Origin of the sequence: Caminibacter pacificus (assembly GCF_003752135.1) — a bacterium.
Taxonomy (GTDB): Bacteria; Campylobacterota; Campylobacteria; order Campylobacterales; family Nautiliaceae; genus Caminibacter; species Caminibacter pacificus.
In genome coordinates, this window is the sequence record NZ_RJVK01000001.1 from 333626 (window position 1) to 353546 (window position 19921).

Annotated in this window: 24 protein-coding genes; 22 read left to right on the forward strand and 2 right to left on the reverse strand. The window is 32.9% G+C overall.

From position 1 onward, the window contains the following. Positions 1 to 5: 5 nt before the first annotated feature. The 13 genes from EDC58_RS01755 (at position 6) to EDC58_RS01815 (ending at position 11650) form a co-directional block, all read left to right on the forward strand. Complete coding sequence (locus EDC58_RS01755; RefSeq protein ID WP_123351783.1) at positions 6 to 1376, forward strand: leucyl aminopeptidase; 1371 nt, start codon at positions 6 to 8, stop codon at positions 1374 to 1376. Positions 1377 to 1510: 134 nt separating this feature from the next. Beyond that, positions 1511 to 2605, forward strand: coding sequence for a redox-regulated ATPase YchF (gene ychF, locus EDC58_RS01760; RefSeq protein WP_123351784.1), 1095 nt, complete (start codon positions 1511 to 1513; stop codon positions 2603 to 2605). Then, a complete protein-coding gene (locus EDC58_RS01765; RefSeq protein ID WP_123351785.1) occupies positions 2602 to 3435 on the forward strand; it encodes a CvfB family protein in 834 nt (277 codons plus the stop codon). Before ychF ends, EDC58_RS01765 begins: the two co-directional genes overlap by 4 nt. A 10-nt stretch (positions 3436 to 3445) precedes the next feature. Next, positions 3446 to 3730: a nucleotidyltransferase family protein gene (locus EDC58_RS01770; RefSeq protein ID WP_123351786.1), complete on the forward strand. Its 285-nt coding sequence runs from the start codon at positions 3446 to 3448 to the stop codon at positions 3728 to 3730. A 16-nt stretch (positions 3731 to 3746) separates the two neighbouring features. Beyond that, the gene (locus tag EDC58_RS01775; protein WP_211325209.1) at positions 3747 to 4151 is read left to right on the forward strand and encodes a HepT-like ribonuclease domain-containing protein; all 405 of its coding nucleotides are present in this window, start codon (positions 3747 to 3749) and stop codon (positions 4149 to 4151) included. Continuing rightward, entirely contained in the window at positions 4135 to 5835 is a 1701-nt protein-coding gene (locus EDC58_RS01780; RefSeq protein ID WP_123351788.1) for a molybdopterin-dependent oxidoreductase, read from the forward strand. The genes EDC58_RS01775 and EDC58_RS01780 overlap by 17 nt, the downstream gene beginning before the upstream one ends. 13 nt (positions 5836 to 5848) lie before the next feature. Further along, entirely contained in the window at positions 5849 to 6505 is a 657-nt protein-coding gene (locus EDC58_RS01785) for a 2OG-Fe(II) oxygenase (protein ID WP_123351789.1), read from the forward strand. Positions 6506 to 6568: 63 nt separating this feature from the next. Then, positions 6569 to 8098 carry a pentapeptide repeat-containing protein gene (locus EDC58_RS01790; protein WP_123351790.1) on the forward strand — a complete coding sequence of 510 codons (1530 nt, stop codon included), beginning with the start codon at positions 6569 to 6571 and terminating at the stop codon, positions 8096 to 8098. After that, positions 8046 to 8453 (forward strand): YchJ family protein, encoded by a 408-nt coding sequence (locus EDC58_RS01795; protein WP_123351791.1) that lies wholly within the window; start codon positions 8046 to 8048, stop codon positions 8451 to 8453. Before EDC58_RS01790 ends, EDC58_RS01795 begins: the two co-directional genes overlap by 53 nt. A gap of 35 nt (positions 8454 to 8488) precedes the next feature. Further along, positions 8489 to 8941 carry a hypothetical protein gene (locus EDC58_RS01800; protein WP_123351792.1) on the forward strand — a complete coding sequence of 151 codons (453 nt, stop codon included), beginning with the start codon at positions 8489 to 8491 and terminating at the stop codon, positions 8939 to 8941. Positions 8942 to 9122: 181 nt separating this feature from the next. After that, positions 9123 to 9620 carry an LOG family protein gene (locus EDC58_RS01805; RefSeq protein WP_123351793.1) on the forward strand — a complete coding sequence of 166 codons (498 nt, stop codon included), beginning with the start codon at positions 9123 to 9125 and terminating at the stop codon, positions 9618 to 9620. 27 nt (positions 9621 to 9647) lie between these two features. Continuing rightward, positions 9648 to 10277: a phosphoglycolate phosphatase gene (locus tag EDC58_RS01810; RefSeq protein ID WP_123351794.1), complete on the forward strand. Its 630-nt coding sequence runs from the start codon at positions 9648 to 9650 to the stop codon at positions 10275 to 10277. Beyond that, positions 10274 to 11650 (forward strand): FAD-dependent oxidoreductase, encoded by a 1377-nt coding sequence (locus EDC58_RS01815; protein WP_123351795.1) that lies wholly within the window; start codon positions 10274 to 10276, stop codon positions 11648 to 11650. Before EDC58_RS01810 ends, EDC58_RS01815 begins: the two co-directional genes overlap by 4 nt. On the opposite strand, the gene recR is transcribed toward EDC58_RS01815, so the two are convergent. After that, a complete protein-coding gene (gene recR / locus EDC58_RS01820) occupies positions 11633 to 12196 on the reverse strand; it encodes a recombination mediator RecR (protein ID WP_123351796.1) in 564 nt (187 codons plus the stop codon). The two genes, EDC58_RS01815 and recR, sit on opposite strands and share 18 nt — an antisense overlap. A gap of 68 nt (positions 12197 to 12264) precedes the next feature. On the opposite strand from recR, the gene msrB reads away from it, so the two are divergent. From msrB to EDC58_RS01850, 6 genes are all read left to right on the forward strand, one after another. Further along, complete coding sequence (msrB, locus tag EDC58_RS01825) at positions 12265 to 12633, forward strand: peptide-methionine (R)-S-oxide reductase MsrB (RefSeq protein WP_123351797.1); 369 nt, start codon at positions 12265 to 12267, stop codon at positions 12631 to 12633. Between the two features lie 144 nt (positions 12634 to 12777). After that, complete coding sequence (locus EDC58_RS01830) at positions 12778 to 13965, forward strand: pyridoxal phosphate-dependent decarboxylase family protein (RefSeq protein ID WP_123351798.1); 1188 nt, start codon at positions 12778 to 12780, stop codon at positions 13963 to 13965. Between the two features lie 366 nt (positions 13966 to 14331). Then, positions 14332 to 14598, forward strand: a complete 267-nt coding sequence (locus EDC58_RS01835; protein WP_123351799.1) for a DUF2018 family protein — start codon at positions 14332 to 14334, stop codon at positions 14596 to 14598. Beyond that, on the forward strand, positions 14591 to 14968 hold the full coding sequence (locus EDC58_RS01840; protein ID WP_123351800.1) for a hypothetical protein: 378 nt from the start codon (positions 14591 to 14593) through the stop codon (positions 14966 to 14968). Before EDC58_RS01835 ends, EDC58_RS01840 begins: the two co-directional genes overlap by 8 nt. After that, positions 14968 to 15831 (forward strand): polyprenyl synthetase family protein, encoded by an 864-nt coding sequence (locus tag EDC58_RS01845; RefSeq protein WP_123351801.1) that lies wholly within the window; start codon positions 14968 to 14970, stop codon positions 15829 to 15831. The genes EDC58_RS01840 and EDC58_RS01845 overlap by 1 nt, the downstream gene beginning before the upstream one ends. Continuing rightward, on the forward strand, positions 15831 to 16289 hold the full coding sequence (locus tag EDC58_RS01850; RefSeq protein WP_123351802.1) for a nucleoside deaminase: 459 nt from the start codon (positions 15831 to 15833) through the stop codon (positions 16287 to 16289). Before EDC58_RS01845 ends, EDC58_RS01850 begins: the two co-directional genes overlap by 1 nt. Here the strand turns inward: EDC58_RS01850 and EDC58_RS01855 are convergent. Next, positions 16281 to 16934: a ParA family protein gene (locus EDC58_RS01855; RefSeq protein ID WP_123351803.1), complete on the reverse strand. Its 654-nt coding sequence runs from the start codon at positions 16932 to 16934 to the stop codon at positions 16281 to 16283. The two genes, EDC58_RS01850 and EDC58_RS01855, sit on opposite strands and share 9 nt — an antisense overlap. 48 nt (positions 16935 to 16982) lie before the next feature. On the opposite strand from EDC58_RS01855, the gene ppk2 reads away from it, so the two are divergent. The 3 genes from ppk2 to EDC58_RS01870 all read left to right on the forward strand — a co-directional run bounded on the left by ppk2 (position 16983) and on the right by EDC58_RS01870 (position 19662). Then, the gene (gene ppk2, locus EDC58_RS01860; RefSeq protein WP_123351804.1) at positions 16983 to 17888 is read left to right on the forward strand and encodes a polyphosphate kinase 2; all 906 of its coding nucleotides are present in this window, start codon (positions 16983 to 16985) and stop codon (positions 17886 to 17888) included. A 71-nt stretch (positions 17889 to 17959) separates the two neighbouring features. Beyond that, a complete protein-coding gene (gene trpD, locus EDC58_RS01865; RefSeq protein WP_123351805.1) occupies positions 17960 to 18943 on the forward strand; it encodes an anthranilate phosphoribosyltransferase in 984 nt (327 codons plus the stop codon). Further along, entirely contained in the window at positions 18943 to 19662 is a 720-nt protein-coding gene (locus tag EDC58_RS01870; RefSeq protein WP_123351806.1) for an alpha/beta fold hydrolase, read from the forward strand. The genes trpD and EDC58_RS01870 overlap by 1 nt, the downstream gene beginning before the upstream one ends. Positions 19663 to 19921 lie beyond the last annotated feature (259 nt).

A 19921-nucleotide genomic window follows, 5' to 3' on the forward strand; every position in this document is an offset into this window, starting at 1 on the left:
GATATATGGAATTTATTAAAGGAAAAGGTCAAATTAAGGCTGAAATAGTTGTAAATGGTAGCAAAAAATTCGAAGAGTACGGATTTAACGGCAAAGACGGAGAAGTTTTGGTACTTCCGGATAAAAAAAGAATTTATGTCGGAATCGATGAAATTAATAGCGAAAACTTAAAAACGGCAACTGCGAAAATCATAAAAGCGCTTAAAAATTATAAATTTGAAAGTGTAGAAATCACTCCTCCGAATACTAAAGATAAAGATTTGCTTTTAAGTTTTTTTGAAGGATTTATTTTAGGTGATTATGAATTTGATAAATATAAAAGCGAAAAAGCAAAACATCCAATTCAAAAAGTGGCTATCAATTCGAAAAGAGACTTTGAAGATGTCATCAAAGAAGCTAAAATCAGAGCGAATGCTATATGTTTCGTAAGAGATATAATCAACTCTATGCCGGATGAAATTACACCTGCAAAACTTGCTGCGATTGCCGAGGAAGTAGCAAAAGAAAATAAACTTGATTGTAAAATTTATGACGAAGAGTGGCTAAGAGAGAACGGATACGGAGCTTTTTATGCGGTAGGAAAAGCAAGCGCAAATCCTCCAAGACTTATTCATCTAACTTATAAACCGAAAAATCCGAAGAAAAAAATCGTACTTGTCGGAAAAGGTCTAACTTACGATAGCGGTGGGCTTAGTTTGAAACCGAGCGATTATATGGTGACTATGAAAAGCGATAAATCCGGAGCCGTAACCGTTCTTGGAATCATAAAAGCCATAAGCGAGCTTGGGCTTGATATTGAAGTTCACGCAATACTTGGTGCGGCGGAAAATATGATAGGCGGTAACGCTTACAAACCAGACGACGTACTTAAAGCAAAAAACGGAAAAACGATAGAAGTCAGAAATACTGATGCCGAGGGAAGACTTGTACTTGCTGATTGTCTGTGTTATGCGCAAGAGAATATAAAAGACTTTGATAAAATAATGGATTTTGCGACATTAACAGGTGCTTGTGTCGTAGGCCTTGGTGAATATACTGCCGGAGTTATGGGCTTTAATAAAAACACTATCCAAAAAGCGATTGAAACGGGAGAGAAAAGAGGAGAGCACTTCGCATACTTGCCGTTTAATAAATATCTGCCAAAACTTCTAAAAAGCAATGTTGCGGATATCTGTAATATAGCAAGCAGCAGATACGGAGGAGCTTTGACCGCCGGACTTTTCCTAAGCAACTTCATAGAAAAAGAAAACAAAGATAAATGGACTCATTTTGACATAGCAGGACCCGCTTTTGTTGAAAAAGAGTGGGGATATAATCCTTACGGAGCAAGCGGATTCGGAGTCGATACGATAGTAAGTCTTCTTCAATCTCTCTGATTTCTTCTTTTTATGTTAAAAATTATCTCTTTTCTTTATATAAAATATGGTTTTTATGTAATTAGATTTTAAAAAATCATTTCATAGCAAAAGATACAAATAAAAGGTATAATTTCATCAAAAAAAGGAAATAAATGAAAGTAGGTATAGTAGGTTTGCCAAACGTAGGTAAGTCGACGACTTTTAACGCACTGACAAAAACTCAAAATGCGGAAGCTCAAAACTATCCGTTTTGTACTATAGAGCCGAATAAAGCGATAGTACCGGTACCTGATGAGAGAATAGAAGAGCTTGCGAAAATCGTAAATCCGGATAGAATACAATACTCAACAATTGAATTTGTAGATATCGCCGGGCTTGTAAAGGGTGCAAGCAAAGGTGAGGGGCTTGGAAATCAGTTTTTGGCAAATATTAGAGAGACGGATATTATTTTGCATATGGTGAGATGTTTTGACGACCCGAATGTAATTCATGTCGAAAACAGCGTAGACCCTATAAGAGATGTTGAAATTATCGAACAAGAGCTATTGTACGCGGATATGCAAACACTCGAAAAAAGAATAGCGAAACTTCAAAAACAAGCAAAAGGAAGCAAAGAAGCTAAAAAACAACTTGAACTTGCAGAAGAGCTTATGGAGTGGCTGGCTGAAGGAAATCCGGTAAAAACGTTTCCTAAAAAAGACGAAGAAGAGTTTAAAGTGCTCGAAAAAGAACTTAACTTCCTAACAAACAAAGAAATTTTTTACGGCGCAAACGTAGATGAAGAAGGACTTGCAGAAGATAACGAATATGTAAAAGCTTTAAAAGAGTATGCTGCTAAACACGGAAGAGAAGTGATAAAACTATGCGCTAAGCTTGAAGAAGAGATGGTTGATATGAGTGATGAAGAGAAAAAAGAATTTCTTGAAAGCCTTGGCGCTAAAGAGAGCGGACTTGATCAGATTATCAGAAAAGCGTATGAAAAACTTGATTTAATCAGCTATTTCACAGCCGGGAAAATAGAAGTTAGAAGCTGGACTATCAAAAGAGGTACAAAAGCACCTCAAGCTGCGGGAGTTATTCATACCGACTTTGAAAAAGGTTTCATTAGAGCGGAAGTTATAAGCTATGAAGATTTTATAAAATACGGCGGCGAACAAGGTGCAAAAGAAGCGGGAGCTATGAGACTTGAAGGTAAAGACTACGTAGTTCAAGACGGGGATGTGATGCACTTCAGGTTTAACGTATGATAGAAGAATATCTCAAACTCGGCTCACTAAACAAACTCAAAATCTCTAAAAAAACTCCTCAAGGGCTTTATCTTGAAGCTCTTGAGGGGGATACGGTTTTGCTTCCGAACAGATACGTAACCGATGATATGAAAATAGGCGATGAAATAGAAGTGTTTATTTATAACGATTCTGAGGACAGATACGTTGCAACCACCGATAAACCTAAATACGAATACGGGGAATTCGGGGTATTTAGGGTTGTAGATGTAACAAAATTCGGAGTATTTGTTGAGTGGGGAATGCCCAAAGATTTGTTTATGCCTCTAGCAAATATGAAAAAAGAACTTAAAAAGGGCGATAGCGTTATAGGTAAAATCGTATATGACGAAAAAACAGATAGGCTTATGCTTGATTCTAAACTTTCCCGTCATATCAAAAAAGCGAAAAATTATGATATAAACGATGAAGTTAAAATAATAGTAATCGCAAAAACTCCACTCGGATACAAATGTATAGTGGATGATATGTATGAGGGTATGCTTTTTGATAACGAAATATTTGAAGACGTAAGAGTGGGGCAAAAGAAAAAAGCGTTTGTCAAAAACGTAAGAGTTGACGGAAAGCTCGATCTTTCACTTCAAAAAATCGGCTCAAGAGATGACGTTTTAGATAAAGTTTATGAGAAACTTAAAGAAATTAAATCAATAAACCTTACCACCAAATCAAACCCTGAAGATATTAAAAAAGTTTTTGGGATAAGCAAAAAAGCATTCAAATACGCAATCAATACTCTTTTAAAAGAAGAAAAAATAGTTCAGGAAAATGGTATAATTAAAATAAATTCTTAAAAGGTTTTTAATGACAAAAGAAGAAATCTTAAAGCTTCTTTTAGAAAATAAAGCTTATCTTAAAAAAAAATTTGGTGTTAAAAAAATTGCATTGTTTGGTTCTTTTTCAAGAAATGAGGCAAATGAAAAAAGTGATATAGACTTGATAGTAGATATGCCAAGTTCTTTTAAGAATTATTTTGAACTCAAATATTTTTTGGAAAATTTACTTAAAAGACGAGTGGATTTAGGGTTGCAAAATTCCGTACGAGAGTATATAAAAGAAAAAATCCAAAAAGACCTTATATATGTGTAGGGATGTGGAATTTTATTTGGTAGATATATTTATTGCGATTGATAAAATAAAACGTTATATACAACCATTTAATAGTGCAACTGAATTGCTATATGATGAGAAAAGTTGGGATGCAGTAATTAGAGAATTGGAAATAATCGGCGAAGCAACAAATAAACTTTTAAAATATGATTTTTTAGAAAATGATTATAGAATAATCGTAGATTTTAGAAATATTATAGTTCATGAATATTTTGGAATTAATGAAAATATAGTTTGGGAAGTTGTTAATGAATATTTGGATGAATTTAAACAAAAATTAATCAATGAGTCTAAAAAACTTGACTTATCTTTAGCAATTAAAGCAGCAAAAAAAGAAAATAAACACAATAAAAATGTTCTTAATTTTTTGAAAGAGTTGGAAGATGTTTTGTCCTCTTGATTGTTGGGACGCATGTCAATGTAAAATTGAAAATGGAAAATGGAAAATTAAAAAAGGGGTCCCTGAAAAATCGTCAGATTTTTTGGGGCGTATTGTAGGTGAAGGAATTACTCCGTATCTTTGCTGGAAGCTTAATAATTACTTCAAATTTCCTTCCGAAAGCACTCCAAAATACAATGGTAAAAATATTATGTTAAGTGAGGCTCTTGAAAAATTAACTAATATTTTGCAAAACACCGAGCCAAAAAGGGTGCTATTTGTAAAAGGCTCGGGCAATATGGGTATTATGCAAAATATTACAAAGCTTTTTTTTGAGCATTATGGTGCAACTTTTGCTATAGGTTCCACATGTGACGGACTTGGGGAAGAGGGGATTATTAAAGGTAGAGGAAAATCTCTTATATTGCCAACGTGGATAATTAAAAACGCAAAAAATGTGATAATTTGGGGTAGAAATCCGTATGTTACAAATATTCATTTGATACCGATGAAAAAAGATAAATTTACGATAACAATCGATGCAATAAAAACAAAAACCGCTAAAAATTCAAATCTTTTCATTCAAGTAAAACCAAACAGCGATTATTATCTTGCAATTTTGCTCTCAAGACTTGTAATTCAAAGCGGTGAATATAACAAGCACGGAGATAATTTTGAAGAATTTAAAGAAATAGTTTTTTCTTATGATAAGCAAGAATTAATGAAAAAATGTGGAATAGATAATGAAAAATTAATGAAATTATTTGAAGTTTTAAAAGATGGCGCCGTAATTCTTACGGGGCTTGGAGTTGCAAAATGCAAAGAGTGCTGGAAAACAACTTGGGCAATTGACTCGCTTGCAAACTTACTTGGATATTTTGGTAAAGAAAAGATGGGAGTTGCTTTTCTTGGCAGCAGCGGATACGGACTAAACAATCCTTTTAAAATAAATCATAAAAATCAAGTGCCGCTTTGGGATGTGAATCTTGATGATTACGACGCAGTATTTATACAGGCGGCAAATCCTCTTGTGAGTTTCTTAAATAGAAAAGAGTGGGAAAAACTTAAAGAAAAAACCACTATAGTGTTTGGAAAATATATGGACGAAACTGCACGAATTGCCACACTTTTTATTCCTACAAAAGATTTTTATGAAAAAAAAGACGTTAGGGGGAGTTATTTTCACGAGTTTGTTATCACTCAAAAATCAAATCGATTTTTGAGTGGTGGGGAGAAAATTTCGGAATATGAGCTTACAAAGTATTTAATGGAAAAATTCGGATTTGAAGGTTTAAAAAGCGAAGATGAATATATTGAAGAGATTTTAAATACCGATTTGGAAAAAATAGGGGATGAAATATTCCGAAAAAAAATATTCGATAAACCTCCGTACAGTGATGAATTTTTTACGGATAACGGAAAATTCAAGTTTTTAACAGAAGATTTTAGATATAACGAAAAGCCTTTTGAAGTAGTCACTGCAAAAGAGACAAAAGCCCTTAATTCTCAGTTTTTAAGAGATGAAAATATTTATATAAATCCAAAGAGTAATAATATTATGTTAAGTTTTGTGAGAGAGAATTTTGATAAAAAAGTGATAAAATATGATTTTAATTTACCTGAAAATATAATTTTTGCAAAAGGCGGAGTACAAATAAACAAAATCCTAAAAGCAAAAGGTCAAAACGCATATTATGAAATCTGACTAAGGAGCGGCTATGGTTCCTATAAGTCAAAAGATATATGCGTTGGATGACATATGGCAGATGGATTTTGAGAAATATCCGCTTGCAAGTCATTATAACGAATATCCTTTTTTGGTATTTGAAAATCTTGTTTCAAAAGATGAGTGTAAAAGAGCATTGAATTCTTTAAGTAATTGTGATTATAAAGCCAAGCTTGTAGGAAGCGGTCTTGATGAAAGCATAAGAAAGACGATTATTCATACTCCTACAAAAGAGATAAAAGAAGTTTTTGAAAAAGCTTTTTTTGCTATTAAAGAAAAAGTCGAGAAATTTTACGGAGTAAGTTTTCTTAAAGGTACAGAGCTTCAAGTACTTGAATATAAAGAGGGCGGATTTTACAAATGCCATGCCGATAATGCGAGTGAAATTGTTAAAAACGGAAAGCTTGTGGGGTATAAGGTGGTAAAGCCTGAGAGAAAACTTACGACCCTTATGTTTTTAAATGATGATTATAAAGGTGGGGAAGTGGAGTTTTGTCATTTAAGATTCGCAAATGGTGATAGGGTTATTCATAAACCAAAAGCCGGAGAGATGATAGTATTCCCAAGCCACGGACTTTTTTCACACGAAGTGAAGCCGGTACACGGAAACAACCGCTTTGCCGTTGTGAAGTGGTGGGATGTGATTTGATGTTGATACTTTTTATTGAATAAAATATAATTTTTTTTAAAAAGTATAATAATAGGACAAAATATGGAAAATTTTGAAAATTTTTCAAGAGCAAATAAAATTTTTTTAGTTACTTTTTTGTCTTTGGTTACATTTATTTTAATAAGTTTATTATCAATAAATGATTTAGACTTGCTTTTTTATGAAAAATCAACATTAATTTTGCCTATTATTAATTCAGAAGTAAATATTTATTATTTTGGATATTTATCAATTTTATTTATTACAATTTTTTATATTTATTTGCTTGCAAATTTGTATTATCATATAAAAGCAATAAAAAAAGAGAAAAATTTAAAACCGTTAATTCCTTTTATAGTGGATAATGCATTTTTAAATGTACCACTAAAACAAATATTTTTTTTAATCTTTATTGTTATATTAATTTATCCTTTGCTTGTTGAAATTTATTTAATAGCTTCATTTTTAAAAATACAAGATAAAAATTTATTTTTTTTTCAATTTAGTCTTTTTTTATTTTCTTTAAGTGTTTTTATTACATTTTTATTTAGCATTTTTGATTTTAAGTACATTAAACAAATAATTTGGCATTTAATAATTGTTTCTATATATTTAATTTTAGCTTTATATTTTAATTTTGAGTTAATTATTAAATATTTTTATATAAAACTTCCTTCAAACATAACTATAACAAATCAAGATCATCAAGATAATCAAATTATTAAAAATTTTGTAAATGATGAGAATATTTCAAGTGATTATATTCCAAAAATTAATCTATCTCAGAGAAATTTGAAATATTTATTTTCAAATTATGTTTATTTTTCTAATGTTGATTTTTCAGGTTCTAATTTAGTATCTTCTAAATTTTTAAATTCATATTTAAAAAATGTAAATTTTGATAATGCAAATTTGTCAAACTCAGTTTTTGAGAATAATAAAATAGAAAATTGTAGTTTTAAAAATACAAATATGAATAATTCTGTAATCAGAAACACTACTATAAAAAACTCTAATTTTAGTGATATTAATTTGTCTGGCAGTGTATTAATGGATACTAAATTTGTAAATTGTAAACTAAATTATAATGCATCTAAAAAAGATAATAAAAAATTGAATTTAGCTGATTTATTTATGCAAAAAAAAATTAATAATTTAATTTTGTTACATGTTATTTTTAGTAATAGTGATATATCTGATATAGATTATGAAAATTGTATTTTTTTTGATTTAAATTTAAGTCCATATTCAAATTTGAAAAATATTAAGTTTGATAATTGCATTTTTATTATTAAAAATAAAGTAACGTATGAAAAATTGATCAATATAATTTCAATGGATAACAATTTGATTATATTTAATAATAAAATATTAGGAAATGAAAATATATTAGGATTATTGAATTTTGAAAGGTTTTGTGACTTTTATCCTTTTTCAGAAGCAAAGTGCAAAATAAATGAAGTTAATTTATCAAGAATATTGGAAAAAATTTTTTATTTTTGTTTAAAAAAAAATTTAATTAAAAAAGGTTTAAATAAAAATGAAATTAAAGAAATTAAAAATTTCAAAAAACACGAAATGTCCGTGTGGTAGCGGGAAGAAATATAAGGATTGTTGTTTTAGGTGGCATAAAATTGGAAGTGCACCGAATGCTTTACTGCTTATGAAAAGTAGATTCACGGCATACGCAATCGGAAATGCCGATTATATTATAAAAACCACTCATCCAACATCTCCTCATAAAGAGAAGGATTTGGATGAGTGGAAAAGGTCTATTAAGGAGTTCAGCAAAAGTGAATTTAAAAAGCTTGAGATTGTTGAATTTATAGACGGAGAAAAAGAAGCTTTTGTGGAATTTAAAGCTTATATTGATGATTATATTATGCATGAAAGAAGCCGTTTTGTAAAAAAAGATAAGTGGTATTATGTTGATGGCACACAAAAGTAAGTATTTAGAGTTATAATATAAAAAAAGGATGTGCCATGAGAATAAATCGTTTTCCGAAAATGGCGGCACTTCAATACAAAAGAGCTTTGAGATTGGGATTTGACGAACCCCACGCAAAAGCTATAGGAATAGCCGAAGCCACAAAATATGCGATTTTTAAAAATCTCTCTTACAAAAGGCGCGTTGCAAGTGAAAAAGAAGCTGTTGTAAAAAAATACAAAAAACCAGAAACTCTTCTTGATACGACAACTTATGAAATTTTTAAACTTCAAGCGCTTGACGGTTGGCCTTTTGTGGGTGATAAAATATATACCGATGAAGATTATGATAGATATTTTATGAAATGGGGAGATGAGGTAAAATCAAAAATAGAAGAGTGGGCTGAAGAGATTATAAAAAAATGTGATGAAAAAGTATTAAAAAGCGAAAACAAGTTCTTTAACGAATGTTGGAAACCTCATAGGGATGAGCTCAGTAGTGTAGAGTAAAATTATTATGTTAATGTTGTTGAATGAAATTGACTTTATTTTTCTTTAATGATTTTTCATAAAGTTATTAAAATGCTTAGAGAGGATATTTATAGGAACATTTTCCACTTATTTGTATTTGTTTATGTTTTTAGATGATAGTGGATGTATAGTCAATTGAGATTTTTAATAAAGGGAATCTATGAAAATAGCGACTACATTTGGAGCAAGCAGGGTGGAAGACCCTAAACTTTACGAAGAGGGAGTGGAGCTTGGGAAGTTTTTGGCTGAGAGAGGTTATGTTATAAAATGCGGAGGATACGGCGGGCTTATGGAGGCGGTGAGCCGGGGAGTTAGAGAAGCCGGAGGTGAAGTTATAGGTATTACTCTTAAATATTTTGATGAAATACGCCCTGAAAATCCGTACCTCACAAAGAAAATACAAACACCGGATCTTTTTGAGAGATTAAAAAATCTAATTGTCGGGAGTGAAGTTTTTATCGCTCAAGCAGGAAGTATCGGTACGCTTAATGAAATATTTATGGTTTGGGCGTTAAAATACGGGCTTGGGCTTGATTTTAGGATTTGTCTTTTGGGTGAAGCGTATGAGGAATTTAAAACTTGCTCTTTTATTCCAAAAGAGAGATTATCCGAAATAGAAATATATAAAAACCTTGAAGAATTTAAAAGAAATTTTTGATAATATTGCGGATAAAAAAGGTCTGATTTGTTATTAATATTTGATTTGGACGGAACTCTTATAGATTCGGTACCCGATATTACCGATGCGATAAACAAGACGTTTGACGAGCTCGGGATTGAGAGGGTTAGTGAAGAGGATGTGAGAAATTACCTCGGAAACGGAGCGAGGACATTGATTGAGAGGGCTCTTAGAGGTAAAAACGATGAAAAGCTGCTACAAAAAACCCTTAAAATTTTCAAAAACCACTATAAAAATAACGTATGCAATAAAACTACTCTTTATCCCGGAGTAAAAGAGACTCTTGAAAAACTGCCTTATAAAAAAGCGATAGTAACCAATAAACCTTATGAGTTTGTGGGTGAGATATTAAAAACTCTTGAGATTGATAGGTATTTTGAAATGTATATAGGAGGTGAGAGTCTGCCTGAGAAAAAACCCTCACCCCTGCCGCTTTTATATGTATGTGAAAAGACGGGCTATAAGCCGAGTGAAGCGGTAATGATAGGGGACTCAAAAAACGATATATTGGCTGCGAGAAATGCGGGGATAAAATCCATTGCCGTAAATTACGGCTACAATTACGGAGAAGACGTGTCGATTTATAAACCGGATATTATAATTGATGATTTTAGAAAACTTCTGGAGGTTTTATGAGAGTAGCGATTATCGGCGGAGGAGTTACGGGGAGCAGTATTGCTATGTATCTTGATAATTTGGGTGTTGATGTTACGCTTTTTGAAAAAAACGATTTAGTAAGCGGTCCTCCGATTTGTCATTTACATGCGGGAGGGAATCTGTATAGAGAAATTACGCTAAAAGAAAAAATAGCGCTTTTAAAAGAATCGATAGATTTTATCAGGCTATATCCTCAAGCTATAGATTTCAGACCCACAATAGTTGCCGTGCCTGTGGATGATGAGGGAGAGCCTGAGGATTTGATAGAAACACTTGAAATATTAAAAAACGAATATAAAAAAATGATTGAAAAAGACCCAAAAAACAAAGTATTAGGTGAACCAGAAGATTATTACAAGCTATATTACAAAAAAGATTTGGAAAAATTAAAAGAAAAAGAGCTTGTAAAAGAGCCGAAAACTTTGGATGAATGGATGATTCCTTTTGCAAAATATACAAACCTTAATAAAATCAAGTATCCCGTAATTTTGGTGCAGGAATACGGAGTAAACGTATTTAGACTCTCGGCAATTGCCAAGATGATTTTGGAAAAAAAGGACATTGTGAGGTATGAAGAAGCAAAAGTATCAAAAAAAGGTGATAAGTGGATAGTAAACGGCGAGGAGTTTGACTATCTGATAAACGCCGCAGGTTTTAAAAGCGGTATTGTTGATGACGCTCTTGAATTTAAAAGAGAAAGACTAACTGAGTTCAAAGCTGCGTATGTTGTGAAAAATAAAAAATTCGACTTTACATGGCCGGAGATAATATTTCACGGCAAAAGAGGAACACCAAAAGGAATGGCGCAGTTTACGCCGTATGCAAACGGGATTTTTCAACTTCACGGAATGACGAAAGATATTACGTTGTTTGACGACGGGCTTGTAAGCTCGGATGAAGAAAGCTCATACCCCAAACTTCCTAATCATTTTATTGAAAAAATAGAAAAAGGGTGGCAAAAAGAAGAGGCTGCAAGCAGGGCGAAAAGAGCTATTAAGCATATGAGTAAGTTTATTCCTGAATTTAAAGATAGCGAAGTTACATACGTGCCGCTTTTCGGGGCTCAGCAAATTCCGGGTCGAGATGCGGAGCTTAGGGCGGTTGAGATAAGTTTTGAAGAGAATTACGCAAGATGTGAGGTGGTAAAAGCTTCGACAGTTACCTCTATGGCGGATTCGATAGCTAAGGATTTAAGTAAAAGATTCGGGATAAAATACAAAAAACAGATAGAAATTCCGGAAATTTTAAGTTTAAGTGACGAAGTAATTACAAAAAAAGCGTGCGAAATTGCAAAAAGTAGAGGATATCCCGAAGATATGGGAAAAAGAAACTTTTCAGAGCTTAAATCTTAATTTGATAGCCTTTGCGAGAGAGTTTATATCTACATTTTCAAAATGAACTCCTGTCGGCACTCCTTGGGCTATTTGCGAAAATTCTACTCCCAAATCTTTAAGTTTGTCTTCAAGATAGAGGCTTCTTGCTTCACTCTCGACTGACGGAGGAAAGGCGAAAATCACCTCTTTTATCTCTTTATTTTTGATAATGTCTCTGATTTTTTGAATATTTTCATCGTCAAGATGAGATAAAACGAAATAAAACCCGTTATAACTCCCGCTCTCCTCAATAACCATAACGTCTTTTGCGCTTTCTACAATCGCAAGGGTTTTTTCGCGGTTTGGGTCGTCGCAAATTTCGCATATTTCATGCTCGCTGAAACTTCCGCAAATTTCACACTCTTTTACGTTTGTGACGACCTCTTCTATTGCGTTTATGAGTTTTAAGGCTTTGAATTTGTCTTTTGCTATTGCAAGAGCCAGGCGGGTTGCGCTTTTTTTTCCGATACTCGGCAATTCTTCAAACGCTTCTATGAGTTTATTTAGTGAGTTGAGGTCTTTCATTTTGCTCCTATTTTTGGAAAAATTTGATATATTTAAAAAATAATACGAAATTATATCAAAGGATAAATATGTGTAATTGTAAAAATAAACTAACGGATTTTGAAAAATACGTTATTTGCGAAAAAGGAACTGAGCCGGCTTTTAATAACGAATATTGGGATAATAAAACTCCCGGAATTTATAAATGCAAATGTTGTGATGAAGTGCTTTTTAGCAGCGAGCATAAATTTGATAGCGGTACGGGTTGGCCGAGCTTTTATGTGCCGATTGGCAAAATACTTGAAGCTCCCGATTTTACGGGTGGAATGGTGAGAGTAGAGGTGATGTGCGGAAACTGCAAAGCTCATTTGGGTCATTTATTCGGCGACGGACCGGCACCGACGGGTCTTAGGTATTGTATTAATTCCACAAGTTTGAAATTTGAACCGAAGTATTAAGAGTAAGAATATTATGTTAAGTTAGAATTGTTTTTTTATTTTTGTTTATAATATATAATATTTGATTGTTAAAATTAGTTTTTAAAGTCCATTTGAAGAGCTGTTTAAAAATTTACATAAATGAATTTTAAGGATAAGAAACTTATGAATGATTTTAAATTTAACGAAAACTTATATAAAGCCGTAGATTTTATAACTAAAGAGAAGTTTGAAAAAGTTATTTTACCTCAAGAATTTCCAAAAAAAGGATTAGGGGAGAATACCTTAAAAATTATGGCTTCAAAAGTTTTAGGCGAGGCTACTTATTTGGATTCTCCTCTTGTTTTTGCTCATATGGATCCTCCGACCCCTTGGATTGCTTGGGCTATGGCTTTATGGAATGCCAGACTTAATCAAAATTTACTCCACAAAGAGCTTTCACCTTTTGCAACGCAAGCGGAAGAGTCGGTTATTGATTGGATTAAAGGTTTTTTTGGAATGGATGGAGGACATATGTGTAGCGGTTCGAGTATTGCGAATTTAACCGCGTTATGGGTGGCAAGAGACACAAAAAACATCGATACTATCGTAGCTTCGGAATCTTCTCATATAAGTATAGACAAAGCGGCAAAAATTTTAAATATGAAACTTATAAAAGTACCTATAAACAATGACGGAAGTATAGATAAAAAAAGTGTTCCTAATCTGAAAAACGCTTGTTTGGTATTAAATGCCGGAACTACTTGTAGCGGTGCTATTGATGATTTTAGTTTGATAGGTCAGGCAAAATGGACTCATATAGACGCAGCATATGCCGGGGCTTTAAAATTTACGTCCGAATATTCTAATATACTAAACGGCATTGAAAAAGCCGATTCGATTTCACTTTCTGCTCATAAGTGGCTCTATCAACCAAAAGATAGTGCTATCGTTTTGTTTAAGGACAATAAAAAAGCTAAAGAAGTTATGAGTTTCGGTAGTGATTATTTAAGCAGTGCCAATATCGGTATTCAAGGCTCAAAAGGCGCTAATGGGGTAGTTTTACTTGCTACACTTTTATATTTCGGAAAAGAGGGGATTGATAGATTAATAGCATATTCTTTAAAAAATGCTTTATTATTTTATGACAAATTAAAAGAAATAGAGCAAATTGAAGTTTTTAACAAACCTATTTGCGGAATAACTCTTTTTAGGCCTAAGAATATGGCTGTAAATGAATTTTTATCAAAACTTCCAAAAGGAATGTTTTCTAAATGTAAAATAAAAGATAAAGAATTTGTAAGGAGCGTTGCACTTAATCCGATGGCAGATATTGATGAGATAGTAAAATTCGTAAATAATGTCCTTAAGTGAGTAGAGTAAGATTATTATGTTAAGTAAAGGTGGAATGAGAAATTATTTTGGTGTCCGTTTTTTGTTTGGTGAGTATTCTTGGTATGTAATATTTTATGATGTTTTATGTATTTTTTATATTTTTCGTATTTATCTGTTTTTTTTTATTTACATGAATATTTAAAAGTGATAGTTTTAAAAGGGTAGTTTTTTTAGTGCAAATTGGAGGTGTTAATTATATTGGAGATTGTGCTTTTTTTAAATTGTGAAAACTAAAAAGAAATATTATAGAAAGTTAATAAAAGTAACAATTTTTCTTAATTTTTCAAAAAGATTTGCAAAAACTCCACTTTTATGATAAATTCTAAACCAAAAAAGGAGATACGTATGTGGGATCCGTTTGATGAGCAAAAAACCCCGAAAGATAAATTTTTTGAGATAGTTTATCACGCAAATAAAAACTTGGTAATCGAAGAGCTTGAAAAAGTATTCGAGAGAATGGCGGCACTTGAGGTGTTGGCTGAGAAATGTTATGGTGATGAAGTCGAAATGAAGATTCAAGAAGCTATTTTCAATAATAGCGACGAAGTAAAAGCTGCGGAGGATGACCTATACATCCATACTATGGCAAATATCTTAACAAAAAATGAATAAATTAATTTTTTTCATTTTTCCTCTTTTTTTATTTGCCGAAATAGTCAAATTTCCATACACTTTTTCGCTCAAAAAAGACGAAATTGCAAAATTTAAAGTATATTACGAAAAACACTCATATCCTCTTGAAATGCGATGGACTTTGTATAAAAACGAAGTTTTGACGGTTTTGTATAAATATGACGACTTTCCTTATCAGATAACTCTTGAGAGAGAATACCCTCTAAATACTTTTAGGGTTGATATTGCCAAATGTCCTGAGAAAATTCCCTATTTTTTAATCGAATTTGTCGATTTTAATGATAAAATAGCAAAATTCAGAATTTATCTGTTTAACGGTAAAAAAGTTAGAGTTAAAAAAGGCGAATAATGGAGTTTTTTAATATTCTTGATAGTATGTTTGATGAGTTTGAGGAGTATAGAGATATACAAAAAGGCAAGGGTATAAGAGGAAAACTTATAACCATAATCAACCCCGAAGCCCAAAAATTGGCTGCCTTAGTGGAAGCTATACATCTTGCAAGTTTGCTGCATGATGATGTAATAGACGAAGCCGATACGAGAAGAGGCGTACAATCTATCAACGCGAAATACGGAGACCACACGGCCGTAATGCTTGGAGATATCGTATATTCAAGGGCTTTTTACGAGCTTATTGATTTCGGAAGCGAAATTGCAAAGACAATTTCAAATGCCGTATATTTGTTATCTCAAGGTGAGCTTGAAGACGTAAAACTCTCTAAAAACCTAAACTTAAACAAAGAAAAATATATGCAAATGATTTATAAAAAGACCGCGAGTTTGATTGAAGCGGCTTGTAAAGCTTCGGCAATTTCAAAAGGCTATGATAAAGATGATTTCGCACTGTACGGAAAAAATATAGGTATTGCTTTTCAGATTGTTGATGATTTGCTTGATATTACGCAAGATAGCGAAACTTTAGGTAAACCGGCTATGCATGATTATTTTGAGGGGAAAACCACACTACCTTTTATTTATCTGTTTGAATCGGCAAACGAAGAAGAAAAAGAAAAACTAAAATCATTATACAAAAAGAGACTAAGTGATGAAGAAGTCGAATGGATAAGAGCTCTTATGCAAAAATACGGTATTATAAAAAGATGTTTTGACGAAGCCAAAGAGCTTGTCGATGAAGCCAAAAACGTAATAAAAAAATACGAAATCCCGGCTTTAATGATAATAGCCGATAAAGTCGTCGATAGGAAGTTTTAATGGATTTTATGAAAGAGGCCGTTTATGAAGCTAAAAAAGGCGTTTTGAATAAAGAAGGAGGCCCCTTTGGTGCCGTTATTGTAAAAAACGGGAAAATTATCGGCAAAGGTCATAATCAAGTCGTCAAACTAAAAGACCCTACGGCTCATGCCGAGATTCAGGCTATTAGAGATGCTTGTAAAAATATAGGAAGCTTCGATTTAAGCGGCTGCGAGATGTATATAACATGCGAGCCGTGTCCTATGTGTTTTGGTGCGATACATTGGGCGAGAATAGAGAGGGTATATTTTGCCGCTACACGAGAAGATGCCGCAAATATCGGGTTTGACGATAAGTTTATTTGGGATGTTATCGAAGGGAAAAGAGAAGATAACGTATTATTTAAACACACACCTTCAAAAGAAGCTTTGGAAGTTATGAAACTTTGGGAAAGTATGGAGGATAAAACTCTATATTAATTCGCTAAGAAGCTTTTGATATCTTTTTGTTTCCAAACTATACGGATATTTATCAACTACGCTCATCTTATAAAGAGGCATATTTTCTATCTTTTCGCTTTTTGGGATGTATGTTTTTAGGTATTGGGATTTGGGTAATTTGAGTATTGCTTTTACAATTTGTTTGTGTGAGGGTTTGTTTTCGTATGCGTTTACGAAAAGTTTGATGTTTTTGTTGAGTTTTGTCTCAAGTAGCTGATTGTAAGTACGAAGCGATAAAATATTCGGCAGTACGGGAGATAGTACGATATCAGAATATTTTAAAATATCTTTTGTCAAATCGTTAAGTGTTGCAGGAGCGTCGATAAAAATAATATCATATTTGAGATTAAGAAGCTTTTTTAGTTCGCCTTGATATTTTATAAGCTGTTTGTCGCTGGGGATTATGTCGATATTCGGGTTGTTTGTTTTTTTTATTATTTTTTCGATAGGTTTTTTAAAAATGCCTCTTTTTTTAGGCTTTTTACCGAAAAAATAACTGCTCGCTCCTTGTATATCAAGGTCTATGATAAGTACTTTTTTCGTTTTTGAAGCCGTACTTGCGAGATTTATACACGTCGATGTTTTGCCGACCCCGCCTTTTATGTTGTATAACGATATAATCATAACGCTCCTTTGTTTGATATAATATCAAAAATCACTTCGGAGTTTCAAATGGAAAAAATTAATATCAACGAGCTCTATAATCCCGAATATGTGCTTGTTGGCAATAAAAAGATGAACCTAAACGACTTAATTAACGAATATATGGAACTAAAACGCGTAAATAAAAAAGCGGTTAGAAAATATCTTCAAGAACAAGAGCTAAAGCCTTATCAGGCGGAGCTTATTAAAATGCAAAAGTATCTTGAGGATACAAATAAAAGAATGATAGTGCTTTTTGAAGGACGCGATGCCGCCGGTAAAGGCGGAACTATCAGAAGAATCGTCAGATATATGAACGAAAAACATTATAGAGTCGTGGCTCTTGGAAAGCCAAGCGACGTACAAAAAACTCAATGGTATTTTCAAAGATACGTAGAGCAGTTTCCAAGAGGCGGTGAGATAGTTTTTTTTGATAGGAGCTGGTACAATAGGGCTATGGTCGAGCCGGTTTTCGGATTTTGTACTAAAGAACAATACGAAACGTTTATGCACGAATGTCCTATGTTTGAAAAATCTCTTGTAATGGAGGGGACTATTTTAGTAAAAATTTATCTCTCCATTTCAAAAGAAGAACAGGCTAAAAGATTCGAAAAAAGAAGAAAAGACCCTCTAAGACAATGGAAACTAAGCGAGATTGACCTTCAGGCCCAAGATAAATGGGATGAATTTACCGAAATGAAATATAAAATGCTAAAAGCAACCCATACTCATTACGCTCCGTGGACCGTGATTCGAAGTGATAATAAACATTTGGCGAGATTAAACGCTATGAAAGTTATTTTAAACGCCGTGGATTATCCGGATAGAAACCCGGACCTTGATTATAGAGTGGATGAGGGTATCGTGGTATCTGGTGCGAGAGAAATAGAGATTATGGAAGCGGATAGAATTAGAAGCGGTAAGTTTGTGAGTTAAGTAGAAAAGTGAAATTGTGAGTTTGTGCGGATTTAATTTGATAAAATGCTTTAAACAAAAAGGAGAGAAGTATGACTTTTAACGAAGCCAAAGAGAAATTTCAAAAGCTTTTTAAAAACGAAATGAGTAAAGAAGAGGCGAAGAAATTTTTGGTAGAGCTATATGAAAAAGGTGAAAGTGCCGCAGAGATTGCCGCTGCTGCGGAGGTGATGAGAGAGCATTCTATAAAACTTCCCGTCAGTGAAGAATTAAGAGAAAAATTAATCGATATCGTAGGTACGGGCGGAGATAAAAGTAATAGTTTCAATATCTCTTCCACAACCGCGCTTTTGGTGTCTTCGATAGGAAGTTATGTCGCAAAACACGGAAACAGAAGCATAACGAGTAAAAGCGGAAGCGCCGATATGCTTGAGGCTCTTGGAATAAACCTAAACTTAACTCCTGAAAAACAAGTAAAAATGCTTGAAGAAGTGAGATTTACATTTATTTTCGCTATCAATCATCACCCGGCTATGAAACATATTATGCCTATTAGAAAATCATTAATTCATAGGACTATTTTTAATATCTTGGGTCCTTTGACAAATCCGGCAGGAGCTAAAAAATATCTTCTTGGAGTCTTTTCTCCCGAATTTATAGAACCTGTGGCAAATGCATTGACTTTAATGGACGTAAAAAGTGCAATGGTAGTAAGTTCGCTTGACGGAATGGATGAGATAAGCATAGCCGCACCTACAAAGGCTCTTTATTATGACGGAGTTAGACTAAGAGATATGGAAATTCGCCCTGATGCTTACGGAATGATAGGCAAAAAAGAGGATTTGATAGGTGGAGACGCTAAAGAAAACGCTAAAATTACAAGAGGAATTTTAAGCGGAGAAATAAAAGGCGCAAAAAGAGACGCCGTACTTTTAAACGCTGCGGCTGCTTTGTTTGTTGACGGAAAAGTAGGAAATATTGAGGACGGAATAGAGATGGCAAAAGAAGAAATCGAAAGCGGCAGAGCTATAAAACATCTTGAGAAAATTATCGAAGTTTCGAACAGGCTGGCTTAATGGCATTAAGAAGTGTGGAGGTTGAGGGTAAAAAGTTTGATATAAGCTATGATATTTTAAACCCTTCGGAAAAAAAAGATATCGTTTTTTTGCACGGGTGGGGCAGTAATAAGGAAGTTATGAAAGTTTTTAAAGATTGTTTTGGAGGTTTTAGGCATATCTATATCGATATGCCCGGATTTGGTAAATCATCGAACGATTATGTATTAACTACAAAAGATTATGCAAAAATAATCGATAATTTTTTGAATGATTTGGGAGTAAAAAAAGAGATAATAATAGCTCACAGCTTCGGCGGTAAAGTCGCCACTCTTTTAAACCCAGAGCTTCTTGTGCTGCTTGGGAGTGCCGGAATCGTGATGCCTAAACCTTTAAATGTAAGACTTAAAATTAAAATTTTCAAAGCTATGAAAAAATTGGGACTTGGGAAGTTTAGAGAAAAATTCGTCAGTTCGGATGTTAAAGGTATGAGCGAAAATATGTACGAGACTTTTAAAAACGTGGTTGATGAGGATTTTAGCGAAGAGTTTAAAAACTTTACTAAAAAAGCCCTCATTTTCGGTGGAGAAGAAGATACGGCCGTACCACCGGCGGCTGTAAAAAAGCAAAGCGAACTACTTAATAGTAAACTTATTATGTTAAGTGGAGACCATTATTTCTTTTTGAATCCGAAAAACAGAAAAGTTATAGAAAAAGAAGTTTTGAGAAGTATAGAGTAAGAATATTATGTTAAGTTGGGGCGATATCTCGGTAATTTTTTTAAAGTTTAGAATTTGTTTTTGAATTTAATACAACAGGTTATTTTTGAGTTTAATACAAATATTTATTTCTTTAAATTTTACAAACATTTAATTTTTTAAGAAATATTTCATATTTTAGGGTTTTTAAATTTAAGATTTAAATTGAGTTTAAGAAAAGGTTATTTTTTTGTTAATTTGAAATTTCAGGTGTAGAGATGTGAGTTTTTTGTGATTTTTT